Source organism: Chryseobacterium limigenitum (assembly GCF_900114875.1).
Classification (GTDB): domain Bacteria; phylum Bacteroidota; class Bacteroidia; order Flavobacteriales; family Weeksellaceae; genus Chryseobacterium; species Chryseobacterium limigenitum.
The window spans coordinates 68,163-81,017 of the sequence record NZ_FPKW01000014.1; the positions used below are offsets into that span (position 1 = coordinate 68,163).

Sequence of the window (12,855 nt, forward strand, 5' to 3'; positions counted from 1 at the left end):
GTTTTATTTTGAATTTTTATTTTGAATTTTTATTTTGAATGATCTTTATTTAAATTTGTTTAATGAATTTTATTTTTAAAGAAAAAAAGGTGCTTTGTAATATATTTTTAATCTTTATCAAATTAAAATTTCATAGTTTTAAATTTTAATTACTAAATGAGTTTATGAAAAGATACATATTGATCATGATGATGTTTCCATTGTTTGTTTTTTCTCAAAAAATGGTTTCGAAAGATGTAATGGAGGTGAAAAAATTTCAGGAAGACCTGAATGCAGAATATCTTAATTCTAAGGAAACGCCTTTGCGTGGAGATAATTTTACCAATTTCAAAGGGCATCCTTTCTTTCCTTTTAGCCCAAAATATAAGGTCACCGCAAAATTTGTAAAAACTAAAAATCCCAAACCTTTTGATCTTCCGACATCATCCGGAAAAACAAAATCTTACAGAGAATACGGAAAGGTAACCTTCGAATTAGACGGAAAACCCTATACTTTGACTTTATACCAAAGCTTAGATTTAATCAAACAAAAGAAATATAGGGATTATCTTTTCCTTCCTTTCCGAGATCTGACGAATGAAAAAGAAACTTACGGCGGCGGAAAATATATGGATCTCACCATTCCAAAAGGAAATACCATTGTTCTAGATTTTAATAAATCTTATCAGCCATTTTGCGCTTACAATGCTTACGATTACAACTGTCCGATAGTTCCTGAGGAAAATAAACTTCCAGTGGAAATTCGTGCAGGCGTTATGTATGAAGATATTTATCATCATTAAATCTGATATGATCAAGTTAAATTTTTTCAAACGGGAAGACTTATCTGAAGTCAGTTATACTTTAGATGAAGTTCAGTTAAAATATACATCAACAGCAGAATTTGCTCTAAATAGGATTAAAGATCGCAATACCGGCTTAGAATTTCCTATAACGATTTTTGAGGATAAAAAAGCGGTAGGTTTTTTTACATTAGATTTCGGAGAAGATAAACTTGATCTTACGGATAATCCAAATTCCACTTTATTGAGATCTTTATCAATCAATCCAAAATGTCAAGGCAGAGGAATCGGAAAAGCTTCCATGATTCTGATTGATGATTTTGTAAGAGAAAATTTCAAAAACTGCGATGAAATAGTATTAGCTGTAAACCAAAATAATTCCGCTGCTTACAAGCTTTATATTAAAGTTGGATATTTGTACGACGGCAAAAGCAGAATGGGCAGAAGCGGACCTCAATATCTGATGTATAAGAAACTTTAAGAAAAATTTAATTGTAAAATTTCCCGTTTGGCGTGATACTTTCTGCTAACTTTGAGTAACATCAAATAATAAAACATGGAAATATCACTTCGTAATCAGGTAGCTGTCGTTACCGGAGCTTCAAGCGGAATAGGAACAGGAGTCGCTAAATCACTGGCATCAGCGGGCGCAACAATTATTGTGAATCATTCTTCGGAAAGATCTACAGACGAAGCCAAAGCTGTTTTAAAAGAAATTACAGATGCCGGAGGAAACGGAATTACCTATCAATGTGATGTTTCCAAGGAAGATCAGGTGGTAAAAATGTTTCAGGATGTAGTTTCGCAATTTGGGACAGTAGACATCCTTGTGAACAATGCCGGAGTGCAAAAAGATGCCAAATTCACAGAAATGACGCTTGATCAATGGAATACCGTGATCGGAATCAATCTTACAGGTCAGTTTCTTTGCGCAAGAGAAGCCGTCAAAGAATTTCTCCGTCGCGGAATTGATCCTACACGCTCTATTGCCTGCGGAAAAATCATTCATATCAGTTCGGTTCATGAGATCATTCCTTGGGCGGGTCATGCGAATTACGCTTCGAGTAAAGGCGCAATCAGAATGTTGATGCAGACGTTGGCTCAGGAATATGGCGCGGATAAAATTCGTGTGAATTCCATTTGTCCGGGAGCGATTCAAACGCCGATCAATAAGGATGCGTGGAGTACTCCGGAAGCGTTGAATTCTCTTCTTAATTTAATTCCGTACAACAGAATCGGGCAACCGCAGGACATCGGAAATCTGGCTGCGTTTATAGCGAGCGATCTCGCAGATTACATCACAGGGACAAGTATTTTTGTAGACGGCGGAATGACGACTTTTGAAAGCTTTTCAACGGGAGGATAATTATTTTGGCGCACATTTCCGGCTTTCACTACTCGCTTTTTTGTGCCCTTGCATTTTCCGGGGCTTACAAAAAGAGCTCAGACAGGCCGTTCAATCCGGGGCGCATTGCAGTCGAAGTAGAGATAGTAGTCATTTGAATATCAATTGTGAAAAGTGAATTCACTTCGTTTGTCAATTTTTTTTAATTTGTACATTAAATTTAGAATTCACGCCAAAAATAAATTGACCATTCATTTCATCACACAAAGTTTAAAATTGACAATTGACTTGCGAAGCAAAATTAACCATTCACCCTTTAATCAATTATCATCAATCATTTATCAATTATGAAGGAAAAGGAAAGACTATCAGATATTTCGTGGAAAAAATGGGGATCTTATGTCAGCAACCGAGAATGGGGATTGGTGCGTGAAGATTACAGCGAAAATGGCGACGCATGGAATTACACCAACCACAATTCTGCGGAAGCAAAGACCTACAGATGGGGTGAAGAAGGTATTTGCGGAATCTGTGATGATCTGCAAAAGCTCGTTTTTTCCGTAGGATTTTGGAATAAAAAAGATAAAATGGTGAAAGAACGTTTCTTTGGCTTATCAAACGGGCAGGGAAATCACGGTGAAGATGTTAAAGAATATTTCTATTATCTGGATGCCACACCAACGCATTCTTACATGAAAATGCTGTACAAATATCCTCAAAATGCTTTTCCGTATGAAGATTTGGTGCAAACAAATGCAGCGAGAACAAAAGATGAACCTGAGTACGAATTAATCGATACCGGAATTTTTGACCAAAATGAATACTTCGATATTTTTATTGAATATGCAAAGGAAAGTCAGAATGATATCTTGGTAAAGCTTACAGTTATCAATAAATCCGAAAAAGAAGCATCATTAATTATTCTTCCAACAATTTGGTTCAGAAACACCTGGAATTGGGGATATGATGATTATAAACCTCAATTAGGCTCAGAAGAATCTACTTCGATAAAAATTAATCACAAAGATTTAGAAACAAAAAATATTTATGCAAAACAGTCTTTAAAAACGTTGTTTTGCGACAATGAAACCAATAATGAAAGGCTTTATCAGTCTCCGAATAGTACAAAATACAGTAAAGACGGAATCAATGATTTTGTAATTAATGGTAATTCTCAAGCTATCAATCCAAAAGATATCGGAACAAAAGCTTCGTTTTTTATTGACGAAAATTTTAAAGCTAAAGAAATCAAAGTTTTTGAATTCAGACTTTCAGATAAAGATTTAAAACAGCCTTTTGAAGATTTTAATGAAATTTTTAATTCAAGACAAAAAGAGGCAGACGAATTTTACAATGAAATTCAGGAAGGAATAAAAACTGACGACGAAAAATTGGTTCAAAGACAGGCTTTTGCAGGAATGCTTTGGAATAAGATGTTCTACCATTACAACGTCGAAAAATGGTTGAAAGGCGATCCTGCAGAAGTTAATCCGTCAAAATCCCGCGAAAAAATCAGGAATTATGAATGGAAGCATCTCAACAACGAACATATCATTTCAATGCCCGACAAATGGGAGTATCCGTGGTATGCGACTTGGGATCTGGCTTTTCATACGATCAGTTTCTCTTTAATTGATCCCGGTTTTGCCAAACATCAGTTAAAATTATTCCTTTTTGAATGGTACATGCATCCAAACGGTCAGCTTCCGGCGTATGAATGGAATTTAAGTGATGTGAATCCTCCGGTTCATGCCTGGGCGGTTTTCAGGGTGTTTAAAATTGATGAATATTTAAATAATAAACCCGATTTGGAGTTTCTGGAAAGTGCTTTTCAAAAACTTTTGATGAATTTTACGTGGTGGGTCAACAAAAAAGACAACAACGGAAATAATATTTTTGAAGGCGGATTTTTAGGACTCGATAATATTGGAGTTTTCGATAGAAATATGCCGCTTCCCAACGGTGAAGAACTCGAACAGTCGGACGGAACAAGCTGGATGGCAATGTTTGCGCTAAACATGATGAGAATTGCCCTGGAATTAGCGCTTTACAACAAAATATATGAAGAGATGGCGATGAAATTTTTCGAACATTTTCTTTCTATTGCCAATTCTCTCGACAATATGGGTGATGAATGTTTCAGCCTTTGGGATGAGCAGGATGAGTTTTTCTATGATGCGCTTGCTGCCAATGACGGAAGTCATATGTATCTGAAATTGAGAACAATCGTTGGCCTGATTCCCATGTTTGCTGTTGAGGTCATTGATGACGAAATGATCGAAAAGCTCCCCAATTTTAAAAAAAGAATGAATTGGGTGCTGGAGAATAAGCCTGAGCTGGCTTCTCTGGTTTCCCATTGGGAAGTGAAAGGACAGGATTCCAAACACCTGCTGTCGCTTTTGCGAGGTCATCGTTTGAAAAGATTGTTGAGCCGAATGCTTGATCCGAATCAGTTTTTAAGCGATTATGGTGTTCGTGCTTTGTCTAAAGAATATGAAAAAAATCCTTATCAGCTCAATTTAAATGGAACAGATTATTCTGTAAAATATACTCCGGCTGAAAGCGATAGCGGACTTTTTGGTGGAAACAGCAATTGGCGTGGCCCGATCTGGTTTCCTATTAATTTTTTAATCATTGAAAGTCTGCAACGGTTTTTCTTTTATTACAGTCCGGATTTTATAGTTGAATATCCTACAGGAAGTGGAAATTATTCGAATTTAGATCAAATTGCGGACGCTTTAAGTAAAAGATTATCTAAGATTTTTTTAAAAGATGAAAATGGAAACCGACCTTTTAACGGGCAGTATCCAAGATTTCAGACTGATCCAGATTTTAAAGATTATATTTTATTTTATGAATATTTTCACGGAGACAATGGCCGTGGAGTAGGAGCTTCCCATCAAACGGGATGGACGGGTTTAGTTGCAAAAATTCTTCAGCCAAGATTCACCAAAAAAGAAATTGCAGAATCTGAAACAGAAATGCCTGAAGATGCAAAATAATTAATGATTGCAATAAAAATTACTCAAATATCTGCTGTATCACTTCTAATGAAGCAGGTGTTTTAAAATCTGTAATATGATAATGATAGTAAACCAAAACACTATCCAGAAAGTTTTTTCTTAGTGAAGAATGAATTTTTATCTGATACGGATTTGCCGAGGAAATAATATTTTTCCAGATCAATGAAATTTCTTCATTGAAAAGATGATGAGTAGGAGTAAAAGAAAAAGTTCCTGTTTCCGGATCTAAATATTTCTTCTCATCAAGCAAAGGCGCAACACCTTGAATCTTTAAAATTTTAATTAGAAAAATTAAGTGAGACTGGTAATTCTGATTCTCCAGTTCATCTATAAACTCATCAAGGCAAAAGAAAATATTGTGATTTTTGTTTTCATGTTTTAAATTTTGGTTTAAAAAATCTGAAACAAAGAAAACTACAGAATTACATCTGATATCTGTATAAATATCGTTGCTTTTTGCCAATTCAAATTTCGAAATTGTCTGTATTCCGTTTCCTTTTAACGGATTTAGAGAAAAATTAAGTTTACTCAAAGGCAAAAGCAAGGCTTTTTTCTTATTTCTTTTGGCATAAATTCCTTTTAAGAAGTAAGTCTGAAACCCGTCATCTTCGGTAAAACAATGCAAAACAGCATCATTTTCGCCATATTTTATGAATGAAAGTAAAAATCCGTTTTGAGAATTCATTAATTAACCACAGCTATTTTTGCGGTAGCTTTATCGGAACCATCTTCGTTGGTCATTAATACAAAATAGATTCCTGAAGCTACTCTTGTTCCTCTCATATTATTAAGATCCCATTCGTAATAACCTCCTCTTGCAACTGCTGAATGCACTACATTTCCTGCAACATCTGTAATTCTGATATTTGTTTTTTCAGCCAGACCTTTAATGGTAACCTTGCCCTTGAAGTTAGAATAGACTACAGGGTTCGGGTAAACCAATACGTTACCAAAACCTGAAGTAACATCCGCTACATCGCCTTGATAAACAACAATTCCGTCATATGATGCGAAATATACTTTTCCTGTTTTTCTGTCAACTTTAATATCGGTGATACTGTTTGTTGGCAAAGGAGAGTTTTCTTTTGTAAAATGTTTAATCGTTTGCTGGCCGTCTGCCGATAAATAATAGACACCACCACCGTCTATAGAAACCCATTTGTGATCTCCGGCATCCGTTTCTATCTGCAAAATTTGTAGATCTCTGAAAAGTTCTTCACCCAATCCGTTTTGTTCGATAACTATAGGTTCAGCTTTAGGATTGGCTTCTTTAATTGCTGTAGCAGCATTTGATAAAATTCTTAAGCCACTATCTGTACCGATCCAGGCATCACCTGATTTGTCTATTGCGATGGAAAGTGATCCCCCTGCATTAGATGGCAGCCCATCTCCAGAATCAAGTTTGTAATCTACGTCATCTGTTATGCTGGGTGTTTTTTTGTAATCATATACAAGCAAGTTGTTTAATCTTGGTGTTGGTATCCAAAGCATATTTTCATAGTACAAAGGTTTTTGGGCAGCACCACTTGAAGAAGAAGTGCTTTTTATAATAAAACCATCAGTTGCTCTATCGTAAGATGCTATACCTGTTGCCTGTCCGCCTGCGTTTACATCACCTGTATAAGCTATTGAAGCAAATAAATTATTTTGGTCGTCAGAAACAAACCCTACCGGTCGGTAAAATACAAGATTGGGTGATAATTGATAATATTTAACAAAATCAAAATCTTTGCTTGAAGGGTTGTACTTCATTTTATAAAGACCACGTCCGGTCGTTAATGTATAATTAGTGAAAAATACATCATCGGGGCTTGCCGGGTCTAAGACGGCATCAAGAACATTAAAGCTTGTTGTGCTTCCTACAAAATAGGAAGAATAGATCCACTCCATTCCGTTAAAGTAATAGAAACCAGGGTTCTTGGGGTTGTTTATTGCAGTGTTGAACCTTGCCTCCCTTCCTCCACTTGAAACTAATATTTGATTATTATCATACAGACTAAGCTTATAAGCATAGTTTAGATAAGGGCCATCCGGTTTAAAGGTATTGTTTGTTTCGTTTTTTATACCAGATAATATTGTTCCGCCATAAACTCTTCCGCCAACAGTGGTAGCGGTATTACATTCTTCCCCAAAACTTGAAACAGTACCTGCAGTTCCATTTGTATTAAAAGAATATATTCTCGCCTTATCTGTTACAATAATATTATTTGTATTGACAACAACGTCATGAACGTTTGTAAATGTCTGCCCAATAGGTGTAGAAATACCATTGTTATAAATATAAGAAGTGGTAGGTGATGAAAATGTAAGTACAGATTCAGAATCTATGTGTGTGAAATTTCCGGGCATTTCTGTTACCCAAGTTGTAAATACCGGGAATGTGGTATTCATTTCGTGAGTTTTTAGTCCTGTATTAGTTACAGAATACACTTTGTTTCCAAACAAAACGGCTTCGTTACTGGCCTGGTAAACTCCGGCCGTTAAGAAGAATGCGGAATCATTAAACTCTTTCTTTTTTAAATCAAATATAGAAACCCCATATCCTACAGAAACCACGGCTTTATCGCCTGTAATTGAAATATGATTGATCTTTTTACTTCCGTTATAGCCAGTTGCGATAGGAATATCTACAACATACGTCACGCCATCCGGGGTAACCACATCCAAAGAACCGTTTTGATAACCTATAAGTCCAACTTTGGTTTGCGGATTATAATCGAAAGCTGTTATTTTTATCTCATGCAGGCCGTTTGCTTTAGACAGCTTTGTAATTTCTCCTGTGGAAATTGTATAGTAGAAAAGTCCGTTTTCTGCAGCGGCAACTATTTTTCCATTATCTTCTTTCATGGCGATAACGTTGTTGTAAGAAAACAAATCCGACCATTTTTTTGAAGAAATAGTTTGAGCATTTACCAATTGCAGGGATGCTAAAATACCAAGAGAAATTATAGAGAATTTTTTCATATTATGCTATTATAGAGCTGTCTATTGCCTGATTATTCCAGGAAATATGTTTTACATTTTTATTTGAATCAAAAAAGAAATCTATCCTTCCTAAAAGAAGACCTGCCCAACCAACTTGGTTTACCAAAACATTTTTACCCTGTCTGTTTGCAAAAGTCTGAGGTTCCGGTAAGAAAGTATGGGTGTGGCCGCCTAAAATTAAATCAATATTTTCAGTTTTGGCAGCTAAAATTTTGTCACTTATTTTATTAGGTTCGTCTTTGTAATCGTAGCCGATATGTGAAAGGCAGATCACAAGGTCGCATTTTTGTTCGTTTTTAAGGAAGTTTGAATAATGTTGAGCCACATCAATCGGATCTGAATAAATCGTTTCTCCGTATTGCTTTTTGCCAACCAATCCATCCAACTGAATTCCGACTCCGAAAATCCCGACTTTGATTCCGTTTTTGTTGAAAATCTTGTATTGAGAAGTTTTTCCGTCAAGGATTGTATTTTTAAAATCATAATTTGAACAGATAAAAGGAAACTGCGCATTAGGCAAAACCTTTAAAAATCCGTCTAAACTATTGTCAAAATCATGATTTCCCATGGTTGAAGCATCGTACTTCATCATGGACATTAATTTAAACTCCAGTTCGCCTCCAAAGAAGTTGAAATAAGGAGTTCCCTGAAAAATATCGCCTGAATCCAGAAGCAAAAGATTACTTTCCTGATTTCTGATTTGCTGAATTAAACTTGCCCTTCTTGCAAAGCCTCCCTGATTGGGATTTTTAGTATAGCTTGCATCAAAAGGCTCTATTCTGCTGTGTTGATCGTTGGTGTGAAGAATAGTCAGTTTATTTGCGGATTTTAGATCTAGAATTTTTAATTCTTCCGCCATCATCATATTCGGAGCTAAAGCCATTGCTAAAGTTCCACTGCCTATTGCTTTTAAAAACTTTTTTCTATCCATTACTTCTTACCGATAAAATTTAAACGAACATCTGTGTTAGGAACTACCTCAGAGCTTTTCTTGAAATATTCGATGAAAAGATCTCTCATTTTAATTCCTGTAGGAAAAGATTCTCCTTTTGCGAAGAATTTCATATTGTCACCTCCCAAAGCCAGATAATCAGACGTTGCAATGTAATAATCCTGGGTTGGATTTACTGCTTTCCCGTTGATTAAAGATTTGGTTACTCGTCCGCCGTTTGTTTCAATGTATAAATGAGAAACCGGATTGTTAACCTGATGTTCAGCGTAATAATCAAAAAGTCCGGCTAAATATGATCCTTTCATCTTTACGATAACCACTTCATTTTCAAAAGGCATTACTTCAAACACATTTTTCAACAAAATATCGCCTTGTCCGATCGTTGTACGGATTCCTCCGATATTAATTAACGCGGCATCGACATTTTTATTTAATTTTGACTTTGCCCAAACATCAGCTCCATCGAATGTATAGTCTGCTAAAAGATTGCCTAAATTACTATTATCCCCCTGTTTTGTAAGGTCTACATTGGTGTGGGAGATCTTCTGATTCATCTCTTTATCCAATTTTTGCTTATAAGGTTCAATAATTTTTACAAACTCCTCATCATTCTTTAGCTCATTATTAATAGAAATATTTTTCTGAGTCTTCACATTTGCTACCTGCAACGGAGAAGCCGTCTTACAAGCAGAAAGTGTAGCCAGAGCAATTCCTAGTAACAAGAATTTATTTTTCATATGCAACAAATTATCTTTTAGTATATGCAAATATAATTATATGTATAATAAAACATTATTATTTATTATAAATTCTTAGCTTAAATTATTAAATTTGGCAAAAATAATTCTAACAGATGAGCATTTTAAAAGGAGTAGGTGTGGCGTTGGTGACACCCTTTAATGAAGATTTATCCGTTGATTTCGACAGTTTAACAAAACTTGTTGAGTATAATATCGAGAACGGAACCAATTATTTAGTTGTTTTAGGTACTACAGCAGAAGCTGCGACGCTTTCTGATGAGGAGAAGAAACAGGTGGTAGATCATATCATTAAGGTGAATAGTAAACGCTTGCCTTTGGTGTTGGGAATTGGTGGGAATAATACGCTTGAAGTTAAAAAACAAATCGAGGAAACAGATCTTTCAGCTTTTGAAGCGGTACTTTCTGTGTCTCCATATTACAATAAACCTAATCAGGAAGGGCTTTATCAGCATTATAAGGCTTTAGCTTCTACAGGAAAAAATATTATTATTTATAACGTTCCTTCAAGAACGGGACAAAATGTTGAAGCTGAAACGACTTTACGTTTGGCAAATGAATTCCCGAATTTATTCTTGATTAAAGAAGCTGCACCAAATATTTTACAGTATTTCGATATTTTAAGAAAAAAGCCTGAAGGTTTCAATCTGGTTTCCGGTGATGATGAATACACGCTTCCTGTAACTTTAGCAGGTGGAAATGGTGTAATTTCTGTGATCGGACAAGGTTATCCTAAAGAATTTTCAACAATGGTTCAGTTAGCATTTGAAGGAAAAGTGAAAGAAGCTTACGAAATCCATAATAAATTAGTTGATATCACCAGATTGATTTTTGCTGAAGGAAATCCTTGCGGAATTAAAGTTATTTTGACAGAAAAGGGAATCATTAAAAATTATTTAAGACTTCCCCTTGTTGCTGCTTCGGAAGGGCTTTATGCAAAAATTAAAGCCGAAATGGCGAAAATATAAAGAGTGAATTGTTAATAAGTCAATTGTGAGTTTAATAATTTACTGTTTAAAATTAACATTTAATAAATTTCAGGTGAAAGGCTCAATGCTTTTCACCTTTTTAATTGAAACCTTGCTGGGTGAAATGCCTTTGCGAACGTAAAAAAATATTAATAATAAAATCTTAGCGACCTTTGCGCTAAAAATTATATCAAAATTTAAAGTCATGAAATTGGTAAAAGCAACAGAAAACGATATTCCTATGATTCAGGATCTGGCAAGAAGATCTTGGGAAAATGCTTATGCTGGAATTATTTCAACGGAACAAATTGAATATATGTTGGGAGAAATGTATTCAGCAGATGAAATTTTAAAACATTTTGCAAATCCTAATTATCATTATTATTTGGTTTTTGATGAAAATAGCGACTCTTTCGAGGGGTTCATCGGATATCAGCATGAGTATGAAAAAGGAACAACAAAACTCCACAGAATTTACCTTGTCCCGGAAAGTAAAGGTAAAGGTTTCGGAAAAAGAGCGCTTGATTTTCTGAAAGAGAGAGTCTCTGAAAGTAAAGATCAGAGAATTATCTTAAACGTAAACAAAGAGAATAATGCGAAAATTTTTTATGAATCTCATGGATATAGAGTATATAATGAAGTGGTTTTGAATATTGGAAATGGTTTTGTGATGGATGACTTCCAAATGGAGTATTTAATTCACAATTAAATGACTTAAAATTCTGTAACATTTCATTGTAATTCTATAACAAGTGATATCATTAATTATTTCATCTTTGTAATAGAACCAAATCACTTTACAACAATACATTCATATGCTTGGTTTTGAGCTTTTTTAGCTTTTTATCAGTATATTTTTTTTCATCCTTAGTGTTTAAATTCCTGTATTCAACAATACAGGAGTTTTTTGCGTTTACACAAAAAATCAATTTTTCTGCTCCTATTTCACTTTAAATTGAAATAAAGTATTATATTTACTAAAAAATTGAGACACTTATATTAGGATGAAAATGTATGTAAAATTTGATTTCAATGCTCTTTGTAAAAAGGTTTTGGATGAAAAACTTAAGGAACATGGTTTGAAATATCGCTTGCTGAATTTTGGAGAAGTTGAATTTTATGAATCGCTTACCCAGGAGCAGCATACTATTTTTAAGAAGAATCTTGAAGATTACGGTATAGAAATTATTGAGAGCCAAAGAACGGCTTTGGTTCAAAAGATAAAGGATGCAATTGTAGAGATGGTTTTCACTGAAGAGATGATTCCGGTGAAAGCATCAATTTATATTGCAGAGAAACTGAATCACAGTTATGGATATCTGTCTAATCTGTTTTCTGAGGTAAGTTTTACTTCAATAGAAAACTTTATTATTCTGCAAAAAATTGAATATGCCAAAGAGCTTATCATTAATAATAAGCAGAGCCTGACAGAAATTGCCCATAAACTGAACTATTCAAGTGTTGCTCATTTGAGTACACAATTTAAGAACACGACGGGAGTTACGCCTTCTCAGTTTCAAAAAATTATTATAAAAAGAAGAAAGGCACAGAGCCTTATCAGCAATACCAGAATGCAGTATGAATAGAGAATATTTGAGTGTAATTTTGGTAGATGATGACGAAGGAAACCGCATTCTTTTTAAGAATATTTTTAAGGAGCTGAAAATAGGAGTTAAAGTTCAGAGTTTTGGCAACGGAGCCAATTTAATGGAATATCTGAATAGCAAGGAAGCTCAGATTCCTGAAATTCTGTTTATGAATTATCATATTTCTCAGAAAAACAGTCTGGAATGTATTTCAGAAATAAAAACTGATTTTAGGTTTGATAATATGGTGACCGCAATCTATTCTGAAAATTTATCAGAAAATGAAGTTGAGGAGATCTTTGTAAACGGAGCTAATATTTTTATTAAAAAGAAGAATGATTATAATGCCTTGAAAAAGGTACTTTCTGATGTGATCACTATAAACTGGCAATATTATACCTCTGGACTTAATAGAGATAATTTTATCATGAAAGTATGATAAATAAGAAGTTTATT

General features: G+C 34.6%; 12 protein-coding genes. 8 read left to right on the top strand and 4 right to left on the bottom strand.

Annotated elements, in window-relative coordinates:
• Positions 1–164: 164 nt before the first annotated feature.
• The 4 genes from BT156_RS15700 (at position 165) to BT156_RS15715 (ending at position 5,129) form a co-directional block, all read left to right on the top strand.
• A complete protein-coding gene (locus BT156_RS15700; RefSeq protein ID WP_072411441.1) occupies positions 165–782 on the top strand; it encodes a DUF1684 domain-containing protein in 618 nt (205 codons plus the stop codon).
• 7 nt (positions 783–789) lie between these two features.
• Entirely contained in the window at positions 790–1,263 is a 474-nt protein-coding gene (locus tag BT156_RS15705) for a GNAT family N-acetyltransferase (RefSeq protein WP_072411509.1), read from the top strand.
• Positions 1,264–1,338: 75 nt separating this feature from the next.
• On the top strand, positions 1,339–2,148 hold the full coding sequence (locus BT156_RS15710) for a glucose 1-dehydrogenase (RefSeq protein WP_072411443.1): 810 nt from the start codon (positions 1,339–1,341) through the stop codon (positions 2,146–2,148).
• A gap of 326 nt (positions 2,149–2,474) precedes the next feature.
• Positions 2,475–5,129: an MGH1-like glycoside hydrolase domain-containing protein gene (locus tag BT156_RS15715; RefSeq protein ID WP_170857331.1), complete on the top strand. Its 2,655-nt coding sequence runs from the start codon at positions 2,475–2,477 to the stop codon at positions 5,127–5,129.
• A 19-nt stretch (positions 5,130–5,148) separates the two neighbouring features.
• Here the strand turns inward: BT156_RS15715 and recO are convergent, their stop codons facing one another.
• From recO to BT156_RS15735, 4 genes are read right to left on the bottom strand one after another with little or no spacing between them, the layout of a single operon-like run.
• Positions 5,149–5,835, bottom strand: a complete 687-nt coding sequence (gene recO / locus BT156_RS15720) for a DNA repair protein RecO (RefSeq protein WP_072411445.1) — start codon at positions 5,833–5,835, stop codon at positions 5,149–5,151.
• Positions 5,835–8,114 carry a type IX secretion system anionic LPS delivery protein PorZ gene (gene porZ, locus BT156_RS15725; RefSeq protein WP_072411447.1) on the bottom strand — a complete coding sequence of 760 codons (2,280 nt, stop codon included), beginning with the start codon at positions 8,112–8,114 and terminating at the stop codon, positions 5,835–5,837. The genes recO and porZ overlap by 1 nt, the downstream gene beginning before the upstream one ends.
• A gap of 1 nt (position 8,115) precedes the next feature.
• Positions 8,116–9,066: a bifunctional metallophosphatase/5'-nucleotidase gene (locus tag BT156_RS15730; protein ID WP_072411449.1), complete on the bottom strand. Its 951-nt coding sequence runs from the start codon at positions 9,064–9,066 to the stop codon at positions 8,116–8,118.
• On the bottom strand, positions 9,066–9,824 hold the full coding sequence (locus BT156_RS15735) for a 5'-nucleotidase C-terminal domain-containing protein (RefSeq protein WP_072411450.1): 759 nt from the start codon (positions 9,822–9,824) through the stop codon (positions 9,066–9,068). Before BT156_RS15735 ends, BT156_RS15730 begins: the two co-directional genes overlap by 1 nt.
• Positions 9,825–9,940: 116 nt before the next feature.
• On the opposite strand from BT156_RS15735, the gene dapA reads away from it, so the two are divergent.
• The 4 genes from dapA to BT156_RS15755 all read left to right on the top strand — a co-directional run bounded on the left by dapA (position 9,941) and on the right by BT156_RS15755 (position 12,838).
• Complete coding sequence (dapA, locus tag BT156_RS15740; RefSeq protein ID WP_072411451.1) at positions 9,941–10,813, top strand: 4-hydroxy-tetrahydrodipicolinate synthase; 873 nt, start codon at positions 9,941–9,943, stop codon at positions 10,811–10,813.
• A 205-nt stretch (positions 10,814–11,018) separates the two neighbouring features.
• Complete coding sequence (locus tag BT156_RS15745; RefSeq protein ID WP_072411452.1) at positions 11,019–11,522, top strand: GNAT family N-acetyltransferase; 504 nt, start codon at positions 11,019–11,021, stop codon at positions 11,520–11,522.
• A gap of 295 nt (positions 11,523–11,817) precedes the next feature.
• Positions 11,818–12,399: a helix-turn-helix domain-containing protein gene (locus tag BT156_RS15750; RefSeq protein WP_072411453.1), complete on the top strand. Its 582-nt coding sequence runs from the start codon at positions 11,818–11,820 to the stop codon at positions 12,397–12,399.
• Complete coding sequence (locus BT156_RS15755; RefSeq protein WP_072411454.1) at positions 12,392–12,838, top strand: response regulator; 447 nt, start codon at positions 12,392–12,394, stop codon at positions 12,836–12,838. Before BT156_RS15750 ends, BT156_RS15755 begins: the two co-directional genes overlap by 8 nt.
• The last annotated feature ends 17 nt before the right edge of the window (positions 12,839–12,855 follow it).

What these genes read in the sequence shown, in the direction of transcription:
- BT156_RS15700 (WP_072411441.1), top strand. Translation starts at nt 165, where the DNA reads ATGAAAAGATACATATTGATCATGATGATGTTTCCATTGTTTGTTTTT.
- BT156_RS15705 (WP_072411509.1), top strand. Translation starts at nt 790, where the DNA reads ATGATCAAGTTAAATTTTTTCAAACGGGAAGACTTATCTGAAGTCAGT.
- BT156_RS15710 (WP_072411443.1), top strand. Translation starts at nt 1,339, where the DNA reads ATGGAAATATCACTTCGTAATCAGGTAGCTGTCGTTACCGGAGCTTCA.
- BT156_RS15715 (WP_170857331.1), top strand. Translation starts at nt 2,475, where the DNA reads ATGAAGGAAAAGGAAAGACTATCAGATATTTCGTGGAAAAAATGGGGA.
- recO (WP_072411445.1), bottom strand. Translation starts at nt 5,835, where the DNA reads ATGAATTCTCAAAACGGATTTTTACTTTCATTCATAAAATATGGCGAA.
- porZ (WP_072411447.1), bottom strand. Translation starts at nt 8,114, where the DNA reads ATGAAAAAATTCTCTATAATTTCTCTTGGTATTTTAGCATCCCTGCAA.
- BT156_RS15730 (WP_072411449.1), bottom strand. Translation starts at nt 9,066, where the DNA reads ATGGATAGAAAAAAGTTTTTAAAAGCAATAGGCAGTGGAACTTTAGCA.
- BT156_RS15735 (WP_072411450.1), bottom strand. Translation starts at nt 9,824, where the DNA reads ATGAAAAATAAATTCTTGTTACTAGGAATTGCTCTGGCTACACTTTCT.
- dapA (WP_072411451.1), top strand. Translation starts at nt 9,941, where the DNA reads ATGAGCATTTTAAAAGGAGTAGGTGTGGCGTTGGTGACACCCTTTAAT.
- BT156_RS15745 (WP_072411452.1), top strand. Translation starts at nt 11,019, where the DNA reads ATGAAATTGGTAAAAGCAACAGAAAACGATATTCCTATGATTCAGGAT.
- BT156_RS15750 (WP_072411453.1), top strand. Translation starts at nt 11,818, where the DNA reads ATGAAAATGTATGTAAAATTTGATTTCAATGCTCTTTGTAAAAAGGTT.
- BT156_RS15755 (WP_072411454.1), top strand. Translation starts at nt 12,392, where the DNA reads ATGAATAGAGAATATTTGAGTGTAATTTTGGTAGATGATGACGAAGGA.